Here is a 21,731-nt window from a genome sequence, read left to right as displayed (position 1 = left end):
AAAAATAAAGAAATAGTTGAAAGTATGTTCAAAAATATCCCTGCGTATGAATAAGGAGGGATTATGAAAAAGATTCTTTCGGTTTTAGTAATTATCTCCTTTTTGTTTTATCAGACAGCGCCGTCATTTGCTGCTTTGATAGCGGCAGACGGAACAACGAACACGACGATAGATTCTACTTCCAACGGCACACCAATGGTTAATATCGCGGCGCCCAATTCGGCGGGGTTGTCGCACAACAAATACTCTGATTTTAACGTAGACGAAAAAAATTTAGTCCTGAATAATTCAAAAGAGCTGACGTGCAGAACTCAAATAGGAGACATGATCCCGGGCAACTCAACCTTAATAAACGCCGGGGTTGAGGCACACTTGATCTTAAACGAAGTCACGAGCAACAGAAACAGCAGTTTGCGGGGATACATTGAAATTGCCGGCAGAAAAGCGGATTTTGTTTTGGCGAATCCGAACGGAATACTGGTATCGGGCGCCGGTTTTATAAATACGTCGAGGGTGGCGCTTGTAACGGGAACGCCGGAAATAAAGGACGGAATGCTCGGCGGTTTTTCGATGTCACAAACAGGTTCAATAAATATAACCGGGCGCGATGCCGGAGAAGCACAGAATTTGGGCTTGGATCTACAAAATGTTGATTTTGCGACAATCTCTTCGCGGGTAATAAATGTTGCGGGCAAAATATACGGCAAAACCGTTAGCCTTCTTTCGGGCAATGATAAATATGATTACGCAAATAACACTATTACATCAAAAGAAGGCGTGCCGAATTCCGGCGGAGTCGCGTTTGGAATAGACTCCTCAGTGTTGGGCGGAATGTATGCCGGAAGAATAAATATCGTTGCTACCGAGAACGGATTTGGCGTGAGAACAAAAGGGGATTTAGTTGCCAATATTGACGATATTTGTATAAATTCTAATGGCGCGGTCGAATTCGCGAAGGCAGATGCTGTGCGTGATGTTAATGTTACCGCAGCAGAAAACATTACAAATAGCGATCACGCGACAGCATTTAACGACGTAAATTTGAGTGGAAAAAACGTGAGCAGCGCTAAAATTAATGCCGGCAGCAACATTAATATTACGTCCGCAAAAAACACCGATTATAATATCGCAGAGGCTAAAGCCGTAAATATAAAAGCCGGGGGCGATATAACGAACACAGGCCACACAATAGCAATTGAAGATATCAATTTGACGGGAAAAAAGCTTTGTGACGCAAATTTCTACGCGGGAAGCAATATAGGCATTACGACAACCGAAGGATCGGCATATTCAACGGCAGAAGGAAATAATATAACCGTCGATGCGGGCGGAGCAATAACTAATACCGGCCACACAACGGCATCGCAGAATATAAATTTTAAAGGCGCTTCTCTGTCGGGAGCCGATGCGGTTTTTTTGGCGGGCAATGATATTTCGATGAATATTGCCGGAGATGCAGTTTATGGAACGGCTGGAGCGAATCAAAATATTACAATCAACGCCGATGGGGGTGTAACGAACACGGAGCAGACGGCTGCGGTTGGTAATATAAAACTAATAAGTAAAAAACTTTGTGACGCAAATTTCTACGCGGGAAACAATATAGACATTACGACAACCGAAGGTGCGGCATATTCAGCGGCAGAAGGAAATAATATAACCGTCGATGCGGGCGGAACAATAACGAATACCGACCACACAGCGGCATTGCAGAATATAAATTTTAAAGGCGCTTCTCTCGCGTGCGCGAATGCCGGTTTGTTTGCAGGTAATGATATTTTAATGAACATTGCCGGCAACGCAGCCTATGGTACCGCTGAAGTTAGCCGTAATATTTCTATTACTGCGGGCGGAGATATAACAAATATAAATCAGACGAATGCTTCTGGAAATATAAATTTATCGGGGAAAAATATAGTTGTCCAAAGTTTAACATCGGGGCTTGATACAAATTTAACGGCAACCGAGACGTTGACAAATAATGGGACTGTTGAATCGCTTCAGGATACATATATAAATGCCGGAACGATAAACTTGGCGAATACGAAAAGTTATTTATCCCATAGAGACATAAATTTATTGAGCGCCAATTTTACAAATAACGGAAATTTTGCCGCAGCGCGCAACGCAAATTTTACGATAAATAATGCACTTAATAATTATGCCGCGATCCAAAGCGCAGGGAATCTTAGTTTATACGCCAATGGAATAACCAATTACGCGGGCGGACTTTTATATTCCGGCGGAAGCATGAGTTTAGGCGGATACGGTAATTTCACAAATTACGGCAATATATCAGGTTGCGGCAGCATAAATATGAATACTAACGGAGCATTATATTTTTACGGCAGTTCTATAATGAAATCAAACTCGGGGATAAGTTTAACCGGCAATTTACTTGACGTACAGTCTCCATCCCAGGTTTTAAGCGGGGGCTATATCGGCATTAATACTTCATCGTGGTTTTCTAACGCGGGAAAAACCGAAGGAGCCGGGATAAGTTCTTCTTGCGGCGGCGAATTTACCAATAACGGACAACTTTTGGCAAATAACGGCGATCTTAGTTTATCTGCATACAGGATAACGAATAACTCGAAAATGCATTCAGACGGTGGGATGACGTTGACTTCAAGCACGGATATCAACAACAACTCCAATATTGAATCCGACGGGCAAATGAATTTGACGGCAAATACTTTAACAAACAATTCGTCAGTATATTCCGACTCTAATTTAAATATAAACCTCTCAGGCACGCTGACAAATAACAGTGAAATTGCAGCATACGGCGATTTGAATTTAACAGCTTCCGGCGATATAACAAATAACAGTTCCGTAGGACTTCTCGCTAACAACAGATTAACTTTGCAGGCAAATAACTTTTATAACAACGCGAATTGTAACGTTTATTCCGGCACGGATTCAATTTACAAGATCGGCAACCGTTTACAAAATAATCAAGGAACGATCTATGCCGGCGGAAACTTGACTTTACGCGGCTGGGGGGGCGATAGCTCACGCGCGGCAGAAATTTATAATACGGGAAATGTAACGGCTAATACCGGTAATTTGAACATACAATCAAATTCAATACAAAATCTAAGCATAAATAATTTTACAACCATGGGAGAGCCGGGGTCATATGGTCAAATTTGGGTAGGTCTTCCTAACGAAGGGCCCTGGCCCGAGGGAGATGGCAGTTCTCAAAATTCACATGTGAATAGAAGATATTCTTATTTGGTCTCGTATATGGCAGCGGTAAGACAAGGCAAAATGCTTGCGGGCAACGATATAAATTTGTACGCGGACGTTATTACGAACAATAGCAGTATTATTACCGCGCAAAACAATCTCAATATTTATGCCAATACATTATATAATATCAGGCCGAGCGGAGCCATATCATATATGAATTATTATCACGAAAGATGGCACGAAGAAGACGGCCAGTCTTGGCATTATGAGTCAACTTATACAACTTGGACTTCAGCAGTGCTCTATTCTAACACGCCGGCAGTTTTGTCTGGCAAAAACGTTAATATTAATGTAACAAACACGGCTTATGTGGACGGTCCAAGCAATAACCTGTCAAGTTTACCGCAAAATCTCGGCACGATCAACCCAAAAGTTGCAGCAATCCAATCAACAGGCATTTTAGATCCGCTTGCTTTTCCTCCGGGCGGAACGATCAATGCTCCCAATATAAATTTAGCTCCCGTAAATGCAGGTCCGATTAATACTAATAGCATTTCATTAACATTGAGCGCCGGCTTTGAATTTGCACAGCCCGATCAAGGATACCTGTTTGTGAATAATAACAGATTTATTAATGTTGATGAATTTGTCGGCTCAAACTATTTCCTCAGGCATTTAGGGTACAACCCGGACAAAGATACCGTTAAATTTTTGGGCGACGCGGTTTATGAGCAAAAGCTTGTAGAGAATGCGATAGTATCGGCAACAGGAAGCCGATATTTGCACGATAAAATTACGAATATGAACGATCAAATGACGGTTTTGTACGACAACGCGATATCGGAAAATAAGCGTCTGGGTTTTGAGATCGGCAAAGATCTGACGCAAGAACAAGTAAATAATTTGGAAAAAGATGTGCTTTGGTATGTTCAAAGAGTAGTAAACGGATATGTAGTGCTGGTGCCAATGGTGTATCTTTGCTCCGCGACAAGAAAAACTATAGAAACGGGAGCTGCCAGCGGCATTTACGCTAAAAACGAGGTAAAAATTAAAACAAACGATTTGGCAAACAGCGGAAAAATAAAAGGCAAAGATGTGATAGTTGATGCGAATAACAATATAACAAATCTTGACGGCACTATTTACGCGGATAAAAGTTTGAGCTTGAAAGCCGGCGGGAACATAACGAACGTAAGTTCGAGCCGCACTGAAGATTATGGCAACGGAAATGTCAGAAGCTATATGACCGGGAACGCGGTAATAGGATCCGGCGACAAATTGAATATAGAGGCCGGAAAGACTCTTAATGTGACGGCTGCTACAATAGCAAGCGGCGGCGACGCGAACATAAAAGCAAAGGATATAAACATCACGACAGTAAAGCTTTTAAATTCATCCACGCGGCGATACGGAACTTTGGCAACAAAAGAAAAAAGCGTGACGAATGCGGGCTCGAATATAAGTGTCGGTGGAAATCTTGCTCTCAAGAGCGAAAATGACACGACTATTGAGGGCAGCAATGTCGCGGTTTTAGGCAACGCAGATTTGGATATCGGCAGAAACTTGAATATAGTGAGTGCAGTCAATACTTATGAAAAAGAGACCACGCAAACCAGCACGAGCGGCGGATTTGGGGGTATTGGCGAAAAAGAAACGAAATCGACAGAAGGTATCAAAACTACCGCAAACGTCGGATCTAATTTTAATGTCGGCAAAAATATTACTGTTAAAACTGGAAACGATGCGACCATCAAAGGCAGCAATGTCGCGGTTGCCGGCAATGCAGATCTGGGTGTCGGCGGAAACTTGAATATAGTGAGCGTTGTTGACACTTATGAAAAGAACAGGAGTGAAAAAAGCAGTATAAGTGGAGTTCTCGGTATGGGCGACAGGGACGCGCAAGAAACGGAAAAAATAAAAGCTACTACGCAGGTCGGTTCCAATTTCAGCGTAGGCGGGAATTTGAACGCAGCATCTAAAAACGATATAAATGTTGTAGCGTCAGATGTTAATACCACTAAAGGAAACATGAGGCTTGATGCCGAAGGAAGCGTTAATTTACTGGCCGGCGAAAACACATACGAACGCACGTATAACAGAGAAGAAGAAGGAGCGTTTAATTTAAATAATAACGAAACAAATGAGCGCAGTTATAAAACTAAACTGGATTCCAGCTACGCTTTGTCCGGCAAAAATGTGAAGATCGATGCGGATCAAAACATCAATATGCTGGCCTCCCAGCTTGGCGCAAAAGGGGATGCCGAGCTTAACGCCGAAAACGTAAATATTATGGCAGGGATAGAAAAGGACGAGTACAGTTATTCTAAGAACGAAAGGGATCTTGTTGGAGGAGTTGCCGAAATAAGCGATAACCAGGCGAAAGTCGGAGTAAAATATCAGGAGACTGCAGAATCTCACGGATATGCGAATGAAAGCGCAAAAGCTTCAGGTGTTGGAGTTGGCGGCGATCTAAAAATTAATACAAAGAAAGATATAAATATTGTTGGTTCTGACGTATCTGCTGACAGCGCTGAGCTGGACGCAGCAGGCGATATAAATATAAAAGCCAAAGAGACTAAGCAAAAATCATGGGACGCAAAGAGTGAAACAGAGGTCAAAGTAACGGTCGGGGTTGGCAATGCGGCTGTCGATGCAGGAATGGCGGCGTATGAATTATATCAGGCCGGTGATGCGGTTACGAAAGCAACTGAAGCTTTAAACAAAGCAACAAAGGATTCAAGAACTACGGAAAAGGCAAGGGCTCAATTATCAGCAAATTTGGCAGCTGCTACCTTAAGGCTGGTCGGAGCGACAAAGGCAGCGATAGAGGCAGGGGTTTCTGTTGCAAATAGCAGTGAAACTATGGGCTTTTATGCTTCCGCAGGTCAGGAGTATAATACAAAACAAACACGAACAGATACACTTGGAACAACAAACCGTTTGTCAAGTATTACAACCAGAAAAGATCTTAGTCTGGCATCCGGGAATAATATAAATCAGATCGGCGCAGTAGTTGGAAGCAGTGAAGGCGATATAAGTTATGACGCAGCAAATGATATAGCTATAAAGGCAGTTGAGGATACAAGAACCACAACAACAGGCAGTTCGAGCTCGCAAACCAAGCTTACAGCAAAAACTAACGGAGGCAGTTTTAATCAGAGCGGAGAAGAAAGTACGAGCAGAAGCGATGCAGGTTTTTATAATAACAGCATAGTTTCAGCAGGAAACGGGAATGTAAGTTTGAAAAGCGGAAAAAATACAAGTCTTATCGGCGCAAATATTGTAGGAAATAGCGCTCAAATCGAGACTGGCGGAAATTTGACTGTTGCGAGCGTGCAAAATACTTTTTCAACGGATGGTGAGAGTGAAGGTTATGGCGTGGGAGTTGGAAGAAGGAGCGGCAGCTTTAATTATGATTATGGTGATTTTTCGGTAAAGCGCATATGGACAGATAATACAACTACGATCCAAACAAATGACAGTTTGCAGATCAAGACAAATAATTTGGATATGAAAGGTTCTGCTATATACAGCCAAAATGATAACTTAAACATAACTGCGAAAAAGATCAATAGTGAGGATCTGACAAATGTAGACAACAGTGAGATCAGCGGTTTTGGATTTGGATTGAGTTTTAGTTATAATTCTAAAGGCAAAGGTTCGAATTCAAAAGGAGGTTCAGACAGCGGATCCGGCGGCGATTCGAGCGGAAGTTCAGGCGGCGGGACAGCCGGCGTTTCGAGCGAAGGTTCAGTAGGCGGGTCCGGCGGCGATTCAGGTAAAGGTTCCAGCGGAGGAAAGGGAAGCGGTCCTAAGACAGGGAGTTTAAAAGACATTGACATTGGTGTGAGAATTGCATTCACTGATAAGGACAGTGTCAAAACCGCCGTAACAAAAGCTACAATTGGCGGCGGAACTTTGAATGTTGAGGATAAAACAGGCTTATATAAGATCAATCGTGACGAAAAGAATATAACACAAAATTTAATAATGAAAGAGAAAATAGATGGTGCGCTGGATGCATCATTTAGCACAAAAGATATAAAAGCAGTTGGATATTTAGCAAGCGGTCAGGTTAAGGAAGATTTCAAGACTATTGCAGATGGTGCAAAGGATTATTATAAAAATGCTCAAACTGGGGAAGCATGGGTTAATGCAGTAAAGACCGGCGGAGCTCCCATAATAAATACAGGGAAAATAATCGGTAACATAGGAGAAGCTGTAAAGAAGGGAGAGGTGGGTAATACTGCGCGATTGCTCGTAGGTTTACCCATGAGTTATCTAGGCGGCGATATTGTTGATAAAAAATTGGATATAACGCCGGGGAAAGAAGATGAAAAACAAGTTTTGTTTATTGGCGGTTTATGGACACCTGATGATAAAGCAGAGCTAAACGCGCAGGCCACTAAGGAAGCTAGAGGTGGAACTGTTCAAATGAATAGAGTAGGAAATAATGCGCACAGCATGGTAGCAGATGTAATTCAGTCAGTTGGTTACATTATTGGAGGAGCTGACATAACGGCAGTAAACACTAAAGATGCTATAAAGACTTTGGCAGACAATGGTAATTTAAATGCAATAGGTTATAGCCAGGGCTCAGCAGCTACTGGCCGAGCATTGGATTTGCTGCAAGGTTCAGGCTATAAAAATATGGGTAATATTTATTATGAAGGGAAGGGGCCGCAAGAAACAATAAATGCTGCGGATTATGGATTGGGGGGCGCAACAAATATTGTGTCAGAAGGTGATCATATTCCAAAAGTGGGTTTTCCATTCTATTGGATACAAAATTGGGATTATAAATTGCCGGATACCGTTGTTATTAATGGGAAACATCCTCACGGGTATTTTTATTTAAATCCAGAGACAAATAAAATGGAAGGATATTTTAATAAGATTACTGAATTTAACAAATAATTTCTAAGGAGTTTAATTCATGAATTTTAAAACAAAAATAATTTTTTTAATGTTTATCTTTTCTCTTTTTCAAATTAATTTTGTTTTTGCAGATCAAGGCGCGGCAGATGCAGGCGCAAAGACAAATTGGTCTCCTGTAAAGATCTCGTTATTCGGCAAATACGGCCTGCCGCGGATAAGCGAAGTTTATGGGATCGATATTGGTATTATTGGAACAACTAATAAAAATGTATATGGGATAGCGGCTGGTGGGCTTTATTCAAAAACCGATAACCTTTACGGCTTGCAGGTTTCGGCCGGCAGAAATATCGCGGTGAATAAGTTAAGAGGGTTTCAAATTGCCGGTATAAGTTCTGAAGGCGGACACATTGCGGGCTTTCAATATTCCGGATTATATTCCAAAGCTGATAATTTTTACGGCATACAGACATCGGGATTATATTCGAAAAGCGAAAATTCCTGCCTAATTCAAATTGGCGGACTCGGTGCTGTTACTAAAGATTTCTGGGGTTTACAGGCTTCGGGCTTATACGGGAGATCGGAAACTTTTCATGGCCTGAATTTATCCGGCGGAGTTTTACAAAACAAAGAATTTACCGGCATAGAGATCGCCGGGCTTGGTGCTTTGTCATCCCAAAATGTTACGGGAATACAAATTGCCTCTTTGTACGGCTCTTGCGGCAACAATAAACTAAATTATGACCTGGGTTTTATTAAAAAGAAAGAAAATAATGTTATCGGCGCCAGCACCGCTGCGGTTCGCGGTCTGCAAGCTTGCGGGCTTATTTCTAAAACCGAAAATCTTTACGGCATATCATTTGCCGGGCTTGTCAGTGACTGCGATAACAAATTTTACGGAATTTCCGTAGGCGGACTGTCAGCGTATTCCGGAAACGGAACAGGGCTCTGCGTTTCGTCAATTTACAGCGCCAATCACGGGGAAAAGTTTTCCGGTGTTTTGGCATCTTCGATCTTGTCTTATTCCGACACCTTAACGGGCTTGCAGGTTTCATTTATAAACACTGCTTCCGATATTACAGGGCTGCAGTTCGGGGGCATAAATCACATAACGAGAAATTTGAAAGGCGTACAATTAGGTATATTAAACGAAGCGGAAAATATTTCAGGTATTCAGATTGGAGTTTTTAATTACGGCCAAACATTGAGCGGCGTGCAAATCGGCCTCTTAAATTGTTTAGATAAACCTGATATGTTAAAATTAAAAATCGTTCCTTTATTAAATTTCTGCTGGTAAAGAGGATTAAATGAAACGCTTATTTTTGGTTGGGCTAATTTTTGTCTCGCTGACAAGTTCACTTTTTTCTCAAGAAGCGGCTAAACCGATCGCTCCGCTTCAGCTCTCGTTGTACGGAGATCTGTGTTTCCCTGTGAAAAAATACGATGTGGCAGGCATTGGTCTTGGGGTTTTTCACTCAAAGATCGACAAAGTTTATGGTATACAGGCTGCGGGCTTTGTCGCTCAAAACGATACTGCTTACGGTCTTGAGATCGCGGGGATGGGAGCTACATCGAACAAATTCTGTGGAATTCAAATTGCAGGCTTTGGCGCGCAAAATATGAGTTTATCGGGAATTCAATTATCCGGTTTCGGCTGCAATACAAAAACTTTGTACGGGATCGGAATTTCTTCTATATTTGCTTACGAAAACCTTTATGGTTTTTGTTTTGAAATATTTGGTGATATTAAATACGCGAAGAAATGCCGCGGAGTACAGATATCAGGCATAACCTCAAAAATTGTGGATATAAAAGGTTTGCAGGTATCCTTGTATAATGAGACTGAATCGTGCAATGGAGTTCAAGCGGGCTTGGTTAACATTGCCGATAATGTTCGAGGGCTTCAAATTGGAATATATAATTCTTGCACCGATCTAAAAGGTGTACAACTCGGATTATTGAATCATTGCAAAAAAAACACGCTTTTCGATGTTAACACCTTGCCATTAATTAATATTGGAATTTGAAGAATTCAAAGGATATTTGACTTTGTTGAAATATTGGCGTGATGATGCCTCTCACGGCAAAGCTTCTAAGGGAAATGGGGTCAGGTCTTGAAATATAAGTTTTAATACGGAAAAGGCGCCCCCCTAGATTTCAATTCGAAATCTAAGCAGGGGGGTGATGCCAAGAGCATCAAATCCGTGTCCCCGCTCCCGCTAAAGCCTTGACAAAGCCTAATTCTTATGGTATAAACATACCATAATCATGGTAAAAGGTGACCATAATGAGTATTAAAATACGATCAAAAATTGAGAAAAAACTCCTGACTTATTTCTTTCTAAACGAAGAAAGAAGAAGTTATACAAATGAGCTGGCAAGAACTATTGGGGAAGACCCAAAAAATGTCCACAGGATACTGCTAAGACTGCTTGAAACCGACATACTAAAAAGTGAGTATCAAGGAAAGGAACGCTATTTTTTTGCAAATACTGCAAGTCCTTTGTACAGCGAATATAAGAAGATCTTCCAGAAAACCTATGGTGTTGAGCAAGAACTGACCAAAATACTTAAAAAAATACCCGGCATAAAAGAAGCTTACATATACGGTTCTTACGCAAAAAACAGGATGGGTGCATTCAGCGATATAGATATTCTAACCGTTGGGGATGCGAATACCATAGATATAAATAGAGAAATTATTAAACTCCAGAAAACAACCGACAGAGAAATTAATCTGACTAATATCAGCGAAAGCGAATTTCAAATAAAATTGAATCAAAAAGATCCTTTTATTACCGAGATCTGGAACAGCGAGAAAATAAAAATAATATGAGTACCAAAAAAATTCAAATTTACTAAAGATCAGATAAATTCGTATCTGCGAAATGCGTTTCATGATCTTGAAATAGCCCAAAAAAGCGACATTTCGGAAGTTAAATTTAACTACTCATATACTGCTTTGATCAAATCCGGCATTGCAGTTATAGCATCAAAAAGTTTAAAGGTTAAAAGTATGCCGGGCCATCATATAGCGATAATTGAAAAAATGTCGGAAATACTGAATAATAGTGAAATACAAGCCATCGGAAATGCTATGCGGATGAAAAGAAACGCTGACCTATACGAAGGCAGCATTTTTGTTTCCGAAAAAGAGAGCGAAGATTTCTATATTTTTACCGATAAAATACTTCAAGAAGCTAAAAAACAAATCGAAAAAAGTTTTTCTTAAAAAATTAGCTGACATCGAAAACAGCATTGAGCTAAGGAATCCTGATACCAAACCGATACTTATTACTAAAAAGGTATGCCCAAAAATAAAAATGTTTTGGTAGGAGTGCTGAAAAATAAAAGCGATCTTGGAATTCTTTTAAAAAAGCGCTGGTACAGGATTCCAATCGCATATTTACCTAAGAGCGAATTTAAATATGTTGCTTTTTATCAACCAGCTTCATTCGGCAGAAGGGGTAAGCGCATTGAGTATTATGCCCGCGTCTCAAGAAAGAAAAAAACGGAAAGAATTGATTTACTGCCAAAAGAAAGCAGCCACAAGCGAGCGCATGACGATTATTTAAAAATTGAGTTTAAAGAAATAAAAAAACTTCGGAAAGCAGTAAGAAATATAATTCCGCGGCGTATCTCTTTTGGTTTTACTACTTTAAAGGACTTGCTTTCTTCTAGGAATATTTTGCAACTTTACGGTGTTCCTCCTACGGAACAACTCGTAGAGAAAGGACTTAATCGCATTGGTATTAAGACCAAAAGGGAATATTGCATTTCGAAAAACGGTAAAAAGTACCGTATTGATATCGCCATTTTCTGTAAAAATGGTAGTATTGCTTTAGAGTGCGATAATAAGAAAGCCCATAGAAGTAAAGCACAAAGAAAAAAAGATAAAATTAAAGATTCTTTTCTCCGCCGTAACGGCTGGAGAGTAATTCGTCTAAAAGAGCGCGACATAATAGAATGTCTTGATCAGTGTATCAAAAGAATTATAAAAACAATTCAAATCATAAATTGACCAGATGGTTTATAAATTATACGGTTTAACAGAAGATGGAATAAAAATAGTTCCCGTTAGTTTTGATCCCTGTAGTTTTGCCCCTACAGTTATGCTTCCCCACAGTTTTTTACAAAAACTAAACGTGGGGACTAGCGCAAAACTAGACGTAGGGGTGATGCGAAGCATCAAAAACTAGCCACAGGGGCAGGCACAGGGGCAAGCAAAAATTATGGATGAAAAAAGATTTGATTTAGGAAAGATTGATATCGCCTGGTGCCCGGGATGCGGGAATTTCAGCATTATTAAAGCTGTTAAACAGGCTTTGATTGAGCTTGATATACCGCAAAGCAGGCTTGTTATGGTTTCAGGCATAGGCCAAGCTGCAAAACTGCCCCAATATCTCAATGTAAACTACTTTAACGGTTTGCACGGCAGAGCGCTTCCGCCGGCAACAGCAATTAAAGCTGCCAATCCTGAACTTGTCGTAATAGCCGAAAGCGGGGACGGCGATATGTACGGCGAGGGAGGGAACCATCTATTAGCTGCCATAAGAAGAAATCCAGATATAACCAATATCGTTCACAATAATATGGTTTACGGCCTTACAAAGGGACAAGCTTCACCTACAAGCCAACTAGGTTTTAAAACTCCGGTTCAAGTGGATGGAGTTTTTGAAGAACCGATAAACCCGATATCTCTTGCAATAGCTTTAGGAGCTTCATTCGTTGCCCGCGCTTTTGCCGGGGATATAGACAAAACTAAAGAAATAATTAAAAAAGCAATAAACCATAAAGGATATTCTTTGGTAGATATTTTTCAGCCCTGCGTAACTTTCAATAAAGTTAACACTTTCCAGTGGTTTAAAGAGCACACCTATTACTTGGAAGAAGGATATTCGCCTCTTGATAAAATCACCGCGTTTAAGCGCGCTAATGAACAAGAAAAATTTCCTCTTGGAATTTTTTATATAAATCCGGACAAAAAAACCTTTGAAGAAAATTTAAGTCTATATAAAACAGATAAAACTCCTTTGGTAAAGAGGGGAACTGACCGAAAACAATTGCTAGCAAAGCTTATTGAAAAATATAGATAATGACAGGAAAGGAGTTGTGTGCCTTAGTATTTTCTTAACCTCAACCTTAACCTGTCTATTCTGGAGTTAAAATGAAAGACAAAATGACCATTATTTTCTTTTCGGGAACTTTGGATAAAGCAATAGCAATGCTGATGCTGGCAACTACCGGCGCATCCATGGGAATGGATGTAAAGGTTTTTTTTACTTTCTGGGGGCTTAACTTTTTAAAAAAATCAAAAAGCTATAAGGGCAAAAACATCCTTCAAAAAATGATGGAATTTATGATGCCGTCAAGCAGGAATAAGCTTCCCTTGTCCGACCTTAATATGATGGGTTTAGGCCCGATAATGATGAAAAAGCTTATGGAAAGCAAAAGAATCCCTTCTATTGATGAACTTTTTAAACTGGCAAAGGAACTTAAAGTTAAATTGATGGCCTGTTCAACTTCATGCGGGATTATGGGCGTTGAACCGGAAAATATGATTGAAGGCGTTGAAGTAGCCGGCGCCGCTACATTTTTGGGAGAAGCTCAAAACGCAAAAATAAACCTCTTTATTTGAAAGACCGCCATTCAACCTGCGAGGTTGAATGGCTAAAGTATATGAAAAGAAATGTTTCAGGACTTTCTACCGGAAAACCTTATTTTATCTTAGAAAACTTTAAACCTCAGAGTATTCTGCTCGCCCTTGTCCCGGAAGAAGAAATAAGCGATTGGGAAACAAACCTTAATTCGCTGGGGCAATTTTTTGGCGCGCCTTCCGTTTATGCTTACCATAGCGCTGATAAATTTCAGAAGTTAAGCATCTTAAAGTCCCTGTCAAACAATAAATCCGGCATCGTTGTAGCTTCCAAAGAAATATTTTACGAAAAAATAATCCATTCTAAAAACCTGCATAACCAGATATTAAAATTTGAATTGGGAAACACCTATGAATTCAACAGCCTAATTAACAGGCTTGTTACTGCCGGCTATTCGCGCTCTGAATTTGTTGAAGAAAAGGGGCAATTTTCCAGGCGCGGAGAAATACTTGATATCTGGTCTATAGACGCTGAAAATCCGGTGCGTATTATTTTTTACAATGACCAGGTTGAAACAATAAAAACTTTTGATCTTGTTACACAGCTTTCAAGCGATGTTATAACTTCTTGCGAGATTACACCTGCCGCATTACAGCCGGAAACTTTAATTTCTGATTACCTTCCTAAAAGCTCTGAAATTTATTTTGATTTTTTGCCTGATAATGAAACACCGAAAATATTTGCTGAGTATTCCTGGATAATTAACAACTCGCTTGAAACAAACAAGGTTCAGGAAGATTTTAAATCGTTTGCTGGAATAAGGGGTAATTTCCAATTTTTTGTAAATGAACTTAAACGAATAAAAAAAGAAGGCCTGAAAGAATATATCTTTTGCTCAAATAACGGTGAAAAAGAAAGAATAGAAGATATTCTTAACGAGGCGGGATGGGATGATGATTTTCCTCAGTTGACTATAACTCCTTTAACCGAAGGATTTTATTCAAAAAGCAGAAAAATTGCTTTCTTTTCCAGCCAGGAAATACTTTACAAGAAAAAACTGATAAGCTTTCCGAAATTTAAGGAAGGACGCCGTCTTGAAGGCCTGTGGGAAATAACCAAAGGGGACTACGTAGTACACGAAAAATACGGAATAGGCCGTTATCTTGGATTAAATAAATTAGTAAGGGGAGATCAGGAAGCAGAATACCTTTTCATCGAATATAAGGGCGGGGACAAGCTTTACGTGCCCGTTGACGATTTTGAGGTAGTAAAAAAATATATCGGCACTGAAGGATATAGGCCGAAACTTTTTTCGCTGGATACTGCTTCCTGGGAAAGGATAAAACAGAAAGCCAAAGAAGGGGCCCGCGAATTTGCAGAAAGCTTGCTAAAACTCTACGCTGAAAGGCATAACGCTCAAGGATTTGCCTTTACACCCGATACTCCTTGGGAAAAAGAGCTCGCCGACAGCTTTCCGTATCAGGAAACTCCTGACCAGGCAAAAGCAATTGAAGATGTAAAAATTGACTTAAAAAATCCTTATCCTATGGAAAGGATAATCTGCGGGGACGTCGGTTTTGGAAAAACTGAAGTTGCTATCCGCGCTTCCTTTAAAGTTGTCCAGGATTCAAAACAGGTGGCTGTGCTAGTTCCTACAACAGTGCTAGCCGAACAGCATTTTAACACTTTTTCAAGAAGGCTTGAGCCATTTCCTACAAAAGTCGCTTTTTTAAGCCGTTTTCAATCTAAAGCAGAACAGAAAAAAATAATTTCCGATCTTAAAAGCGGCAGTATTGACATTATTATAGGCACTCACCGGCTTTTACAAAAAGATATTACATTTAAAGATCTTGGGCTTTTAATTATTGACGAGGAACACAGATTCGGCGTTGAACAGAAAGAAAAAATTAAAAAATTCAAAAAAAATATTGATGTGCTGCTGATGTCGGCTACCCCCATACCGCGAACGTTATCTTTTGCGCTTTCTAAATTAAGGGATTTATCCGTCATTGAAACTCCGCCGTACGGCAGGCTTCCCATAGAGACACATTTAGGCCCCTATGACGAAAAAATAGTCAAAAAGATTATTGAGGCCGAGCTTTCTCGGGGCGGGCAGGTATTTTATGTCCACAACAGGGTTGAAACAATAAATTCAAGAGGCGAATACCTTAAAAAACTTGTCCCGAATATCCGCTGGGGAATTGTCCACGGGCAGATGCGCTCCCATGATATAGAAAAAGCAATGTGGCTTTTCATACATAAAGAAATAGATGTTTTAATTTCCACTTCAATAATTGAATCGGGTTTGGATATACCGACAGTTAATTCAATGATAGTAGAAGAGGCTGAGAATTTCGGCCTGGCTCAATTGTACCAGCTTAGAGGAAGGGTCGGAAGGGAAAAACAAAAAGCTTATTGTTATCTTTTTTATACTCCCGAACTTGTTACGGAGGAATCTTCTAAGCGGCTTGAAGCACTTATGGAATTTTCGGAACTTGGCTCTGGATTCAGACTTGCGCTTCGTGACCTTGAAATAAGGGGCGCGGGAAATATTTTAAGCGCAAAACAGCATGGGTTCGTGAAAGAAATCGGTTTTGAGATGTATGGCCGTTTAATTGAAGAAGCTAGCCAGAGTCTGAAAGGGGAAAAAGCAGTTAAAGAAGAATTTAAAACAATTATGGATTTTCTTATTCCAGCCCACATTCCCCAAGAATATGTTGAAGCGGAAGATATAAGGGTAACATTCTATAGAAAACTTGCGGCATCAAAAAATAAAGATGATATTGAAAAAATTAAGTCTGATTTAACCGACCGTTTTGGAAAACTTCCTAAACCCGTTGAAAATCTGTTTGAAATTACCGAAATAAAATTTATAGCCGAAAAAAGGAGAATTAACAGTATTGTTGAAAATGACAAGTTTATAAATATCTATTTTTCAGATAAAATTGCTATTTCTCAGGCAAAAATACTTGAAATAGCAAATACATTTGCGGGCAAAATAGAATTTTTGCGCGGTGAAAAAAAGGGAATAAAAGTAATCAAATCAAATATAGAAAAACCTTATTTTGCCTTCCTTAAAGACTTCTTATCTTCCCTTTAACTGCAATTCCCCGCATCTTGATGCGTGGTAACCAACTAACTTCTCCCTTTGAAAAAGGGAGATTGTCAGCCCCCGCCCGCCTTCGGGCGCGGCAAGGCTGACCCGCCGTGGGCGGGAGAGGGATTTGATGTTATTAAATCTTCCTCGCTCGCGGTTCGACTATGCAATTCGACAGGCTCATTGTCCTGAGCAAAGTCGAAGGACTCACCGCCCTGAGTAAAATCGAAGGGCAGGCTCGGTCCAAAGACTTTCCCCTCACCCCTCTCAGAGCCATAGGCTCCTATGAGCCGAGGCCTCTTTTTCAAAGAGGGGAACATCTGATATCCCGTCCGCCGCGGCGAACTGCGGGGAGGTTCATTTGACAGATGTAATCGCCTTTGATAGAATTATTCTTGGGGGTGAGGCCTGCTAACGATGTTTATTCATCCATGGCCGTATTCATGAAGAAAATACTTGCCGTTCTCTTTATTTTTATTAGTCTTCTTTTCTGCGCCAGCCTTTCTTTTTGCGCCACAATAAGTGTCGGAAACGGCAGTTATACAGACACCTTGCCGGGCGGCGAGCCGGCCCCTCCGACCGAAATCCACAAAACATCAAACATAACCGGGTCAATTCCCACCAATGATTGGTGGACTTCCGCTATTTCATCCACTTTTTCTTACAGGCTGTACGCTTACCCTAACGTTTACAAATGCGAACCGAACGGGCTTCTTATAGGTTATCCTGATATACTGGAAACAGCTGATGTTTCATATTACGGAACTGAAGCTGACGCCCCTTTCAGGCAGCAGCTTCTTTTAACTACAAAAAACGGTTTCAGTTCCAATGACGTAAAAGTGGATGCTTACAGCGATTGGACCGTTACGACAAGATGGGAAGATCCGGGAGATATTAACAATAATTTCAAAGCAACAATAGGACAGGGCCTTCCTTTCGCATATTTCGACTTTTCTCTTAATATTTCAACAGCGCAGATTTCTTTTCCTATAGACTGGGCGCAGGGACAATTTGATATCTACGGAATTTCAGGAAGTACTACACCGTTTGGATGGGACACACTAATAAGCACGGATTGCATAACCGTAAGATTTCTTCATTATGTTTCAGGTAAAACCAAATATTTTGGTATATATGCCCCGTCAGGAACTTCTTTTAAACTTACCAATAGCGGGCACACTTTAGAAATATATTTTCCTGCTACTGACCGCTTTTTATCTGTTGCCCCGCTAACGGCTCTTTCCGACCTGGCATTTTTTTATAACTATGCCTACGCATTTGTAACCGGTTCCCAAATTGACTGGTCATTCAATGAAACAAACCAAAAGCTAACTACAAACTATAATATAACCACTTCTTCTAAAAGGCTGGGGCAAACAAATTCTGTTCTTGCTCTTTTTCCTCACCAGTGGAAAAATTCAACTAACAGTTATTTAAGCCAGACATTTCCGACTTTGCGCGGTTTAATGAAACTAAAAATCGGGAGTTCTTTTTCAACAACTCAGGATTTTAACGGAATTCTGCCCATGCTTCCCGATAAGGGTGACTATAACAAAACAACTTTGCAGACTTTGCTTAATAACGATAAGAATTTATCTTTAGGAAGCACGGGAACTTACTATCACGGCAAAGAGCTTTGGAGAATGGCATCTCTTCTTCCGATTGCAGACCAATTAGGGGATACTGCTTCCAAAACAACGATAATAAATAAACTCAAAAATGACCTGACCAGCTGGTTTACCTACAGTACCGGAGAAACTTACGGTTATTTTTATCACGATAGTCTTTGGGGTACGATGATAGGTTATGATGCCGAGCCGGAATTTCATACCGAAAAACTAAACGATCATCATTTCCATTACGGATATTTTATTTATGCAAGCGCTCTGCTCGCTATGTATGACAGCGATTTTAAAAATAATTACGGCGGAATGGTTGAGCATCTTATCAGAGATATAGCTTCTCCTAACAGATCGGACTCAATGTATCCTTTTTTAAGGAACTTCAGCCCTTATGAGGGACATAGCTGGGCTGACGGAATGGCTCAAAATGTGGACGGCAATAACCTTGAATCTTCATCGGAAGCAATGAATGCCTGGGCAGGAATATATTTATGGGGCCAGGCAACCGACAATGCCACTTATAAAAATCTCGGCATATATTTATATACAACGGAATATGCAGCAATAAAAGAGTATTTCTTTGATATTGATCAACAAACCTACGGAGCCGGCTACACTCACGATACGGTAGGAAGAGTTTTTGGGGGAAAAGCCGATTACAATACCTGGTTCGGTTCCGATCCGGAATATATTCACGGAATTCAGTTTATGCCCGAAACTCCTTCAAGCTTGTACCTTGGCTACAATCCGGCATATTGCCAGACAAATTATAATCACATGGTAACGCAAAACGGCGGCACGGAAACAATCTGGCAGGATGTTTTGTGGCAATACCAGTCTTTTTATGATCCGGCTTCCGCAATATCAAAATATGATGTAACACCCAGCCCCGATTTAACTAGCAGCCCAAAAACTTACCTTTATTATTTTATTCACAATCTCAATATTTTGGGAAGAGTTGATACCAGCGCATACACAAGAGCCGGCACCTCTGCAGTATTCAATAACGTCGGCACCAAAACATATGTATGTTTCAACAGTTCAAATACTTACCAAAACATAATTTTTTATAACCGTTCCGATGATTCTTACATCGGACAGATGGAAGTTGCCCCTTATCAAGTTAGGGCAAGCTCAGATATTGTTCCTCCTTCAGAAGTTAGTAATGCTTCGTTAACTTCAAACTTGTCATTAACGCTTTCATGGACAAACCCGTCCTCAGATTATGCGAGTACCGTTATACTTAGAAGCACTGTCTCTTATCCTTCAACGCACAGGGACGGAACTGAAGTTTACAACAATTCGGGGACGGCATTTATTGATTCAGATGTTTCTTTGGGTATAACTTATTATTATAAAATTTTTGTCCGTGATCCGAGCAATAACTTTTCTTTAACGGGCGTAACACTTTCGGGTATCCCTGTTGATTTGACTGCGCCGGCAACAGTTACTGACCTTTTGGCTGATACCGGAAATAATCCGGGGGAAATAAATTTAAGCTGGAGCATGCCGGGGGAAAACGGCTGGTCGGGAACTCTTCCTTCAGGTTCACAGTTTAAAATACAGCGTTCCATTTTGCAGGGAGTGACTTGGTCTACATCTTCAGCACAGATAACCATTTCCACGTCCGGAATCAGCCCGTATACAAACGTATCTTATACTCTCACCGGATTATTTTACGGAACAACTTATTATTTGAAAATCTGGCACGCTGACGAGCTGCAGAACTGGTCTTTAGTGTCAAACACGGCTACGACATGGGCTCAAACAGCAAATATCTCGCTAAACGATATTTCCGCTAGTCTTTCGGGCGTAAGGGAAGGTGTAATGTCTTGGGCAGATTTTGATAAAGACGGAGATCTGGACCTTGCCGTCTGCGGAAATTACACAACTAAAATTTACCGAAATGATTTGGGAACTTTTACTGATATAAATGCCGGGCTTCCGGGCGTATTTATGGGATCTCTTGACTGGGGAGACTTTGATAATGACGGCGATCCTGATCTTGCGGTATGCGGTTATACCGGTTCAACAGTTATTTCCAAAATATACAGGAATGATTCAGGGACTTTTGTTGATATCGGGGCGCCGTTGGTTGGAGTTTATTCGGGTTCAATAAAATGGGCTGATATTGATAATGACAACGATTTGGATCTGGCTTTATGCGGATGGGATTCTGCAGGAAATACTACCTATTCAAAAATTTATCGTAATGACGGCGGAACATTTGTGGAAATACCTGCTGGGCTTCCGGGTGTTTGCTGGGCATCTTTGGCGTGGGGAGACTACAACAAGGACGGCTATGCTGACTTGGCTATAACCGGCACTATTCCAAACCCTTACCAATACATATCCAAAATTTTCAGAAATAACGGAAACGGAACTTTCACTGACATAAATGCCGCCCTTACTGGTGTTGAGTTCGGTGCTACAGCGTGGGGAGACTACGATAACGATACTTATCCTGATATTGCGATTTCAGGAATGATTAATGGAACTACAAAAAACAGCGTCACGAAAATCTATCATAATAACGGCGACAATACTTTCACTGACATAAATGCCGGGCTTATCGGAGGACTATACTCATCTCTAGATTGGGGAGATTTTGATAAAGACGGCCAGATTGATTTGGCTTTCTGCGGTTGGAATTATTCCACAACCAGGTTGACCAAAATATATAAAAATGATCTAGGCAATTTTTACGAAGTTCCTTATGCCCTGCCGGGAGTGGATGAAGGTTCAATAGAGTGTGGAGATTATGACAATGACGGTGATTTGGACATCGCGCTTTGCGGAAATACCGGTTCAAGCATTATCGCAAAAATATTCAGAAACGATCAGACATCAGGCGGGAAGAAAATGGCTTCTTCTCCTGAAACTCCGGAAAGCCCCGTTAAGAATCTTCCTTCACCTGAAACTCAATCTCCGGACACAATAGCACCGGGCACGGTTGATACTTTATCCGCTTTTTCCGGAATTAATTCGGGGGAAATATTACTTCAATGGAATTCACCCGGAGATGACGGTTTCACAAATGTTTTACAGACGGGATCTCAGGCAAGAATAGAATATTCAACATTTACACAGGTTGATTGGTCAACAAGCTCAGCGCAAATAGAATTTTCAACTTCAGGGGTCATTCCTTTAAGTTTGGTTTCATATTCTATAACCGGATTAAACAGCGGGACAACATATTTTCTTTCATTGTGGTATTGCGATGAATCTTCCAATTGGTCAAACATTTCAAATATGGTTTCCGGCAAACCGCAGCGCGATTTAATTGCTCCGGCATCAGTTGGAAATTTGTCAGCCAATTCAGGAATAAATAAAGGTGAAATAAAT

At 40.7% G+C, this 21,731-nt stretch carries 10 protein-coding genes; all 10 read left to right on the top strand.

The window, feature by feature from the left end; all coding sequences use genetic code 11:
* Positions 1-63 precede the first annotated feature (63 nt).
* A complete protein-coding gene (locus NT145_00075) occupies positions 64-8,112 on the top strand; it encodes a hemagglutinin repeat-containing protein (GenBank protein ID MCX5781095.1) in 8,049 nt (2,682 codons plus the stop codon).
* Positions 8,113-8,131: 19 nt separating this feature from the next.
* A complete protein-coding gene (locus NT145_00070; protein ID MCX5781094.1) occupies positions 8,132-9,367 on the top strand; it encodes a hypothetical protein in 1,236 nt (411 codons plus the stop codon).
* Positions 9,368-9,377: 10 nt separating this feature from the next.
* A complete protein-coding gene (locus NT145_00065) occupies positions 9,378-10,097 on the top strand; it encodes a hypothetical protein (protein ID MCX5781093.1) in 720 nt (239 codons plus the stop codon).
* 260 nt (positions 10,098-10,357) lie between these two features.
* Entirely contained in the window at positions 10,358-10,906 is a 549-nt protein-coding gene (locus NT145_00060) for a nucleotidyltransferase domain-containing protein (GenBank protein ID MCX5781092.1), read from the top strand.
* A 180-nt stretch (positions 10,907-11,086) separates the two neighbouring features.
* Positions 11,087-11,302, top strand: a complete 216-nt coding sequence (locus NT145_00055) for a hypothetical protein (GenBank protein MCX5781091.1) — start codon at positions 11,087-11,089, stop codon at positions 11,300-11,302.
* 75 nt (positions 11,303-11,377) lie between these two features.
* Complete coding sequence (locus NT145_00050; GenBank protein MCX5781090.1) at positions 11,378-12,091, top strand: DUF559 domain-containing protein; 714 nt, start codon at positions 11,378-11,380, stop codon at positions 12,089-12,091.
* Between the two features lie 211 nt (positions 12,092-12,302).
* Positions 12,303-13,166: a thiamine pyrophosphate-dependent enzyme gene (locus tag NT145_00045; protein MCX5781089.1), complete on the top strand. Its 864-nt coding sequence runs from the start codon at positions 12,303-12,305 to the stop codon at positions 13,164-13,166.
* A 71-nt stretch (positions 13,167-13,237) separates the two neighbouring features.
* Positions 13,238-13,708, top strand: coding sequence for a DsrE/DsrF/DrsH-like family protein (locus tag NT145_00040; GenBank protein ID MCX5781088.1), 471 nt, complete (start codon positions 13,238-13,240; stop codon positions 13,706-13,708).
* 41 nt (positions 13,709-13,749) lie between these two features.
* Positions 13,750-16,767 carry a transcription-repair coupling factor gene (gene mfd / locus NT145_00035; protein MCX5781087.1) on the top strand — a complete coding sequence of 1,006 codons (3,018 nt, stop codon included), beginning with the start codon at positions 13,750-13,752 and terminating at the stop codon, positions 16,765-16,767.
* 377 nt (positions 16,768-17,144) lie between these two features.
* Positions 17,145-21,731: glycosyl hydrolase (locus NT145_00030; protein ID MCX5781086.1), on the top strand; the 4,587-nt coding region annotated here is incomplete at its 3' end.

The sequence above is a fragment of the Elusimicrobiota bacterium genome (genome assembly GCA_026388075.1).
GTDB lineage: Bacteria > Elusimicrobiota > Endomicrobiia > Endomicrobiales > JAPLKN01 > JAPLKN01.
Note: the sequence above shows the minus strand (reverse complement) of the source record. Positions and strands in the feature narration are given on the sequence as shown.

Excerpts from the sequence above, each read along its gene's own strand:
- NT145_00075 (MCX5781095.1), top strand. The coding sequence starts at position 64 with ATGAAAAAGATTCTTTCGGTTTTAGTAATTATCTCCTTTTTGTTTTAT.
- NT145_00070 (MCX5781094.1), top strand. The coding sequence starts at position 8,132 with ATGAATTTTAAAACAAAAATAATTTTTTTAATGTTTATCTTTTCTCTT.
- NT145_00065 (MCX5781093.1), top strand. The coding sequence starts at position 9,378 with ATGAAACGCTTATTTTTGGTTGGGCTAATTTTTGTCTCGCTGACAAGT.
- NT145_00060 (MCX5781092.1), top strand. The coding sequence starts at position 10,358 with ATGAGTATTAAAATACGATCAAAAATTGAGAAAAAACTCCTGACTTAT.
- NT145_00055 (MCX5781091.1), top strand. The coding sequence starts at position 11,087 with ATGCCGGGCCATCATATAGCGATAATTGAAAAAATGTCGGAAATACTG.
- NT145_00050 (MCX5781090.1), top strand. The coding sequence starts at position 11,378 with ATGCCCAAAAATAAAAATGTTTTGGTAGGAGTGCTGAAAAATAAAAGC.
- NT145_00045 (MCX5781089.1), top strand. The coding sequence starts at position 12,303 with ATGGATGAAAAAAGATTTGATTTAGGAAAGATTGATATCGCCTGGTGC.
- NT145_00040 (MCX5781088.1), top strand. The coding sequence starts at position 13,238 with ATGAAAGACAAAATGACCATTATTTTCTTTTCGGGAACTTTGGATAAA.
- mfd (MCX5781087.1), top strand. The coding sequence starts at position 13,750 with ATGAAAAGAAATGTTTCAGGACTTTCTACCGGAAAACCTTATTTTATC.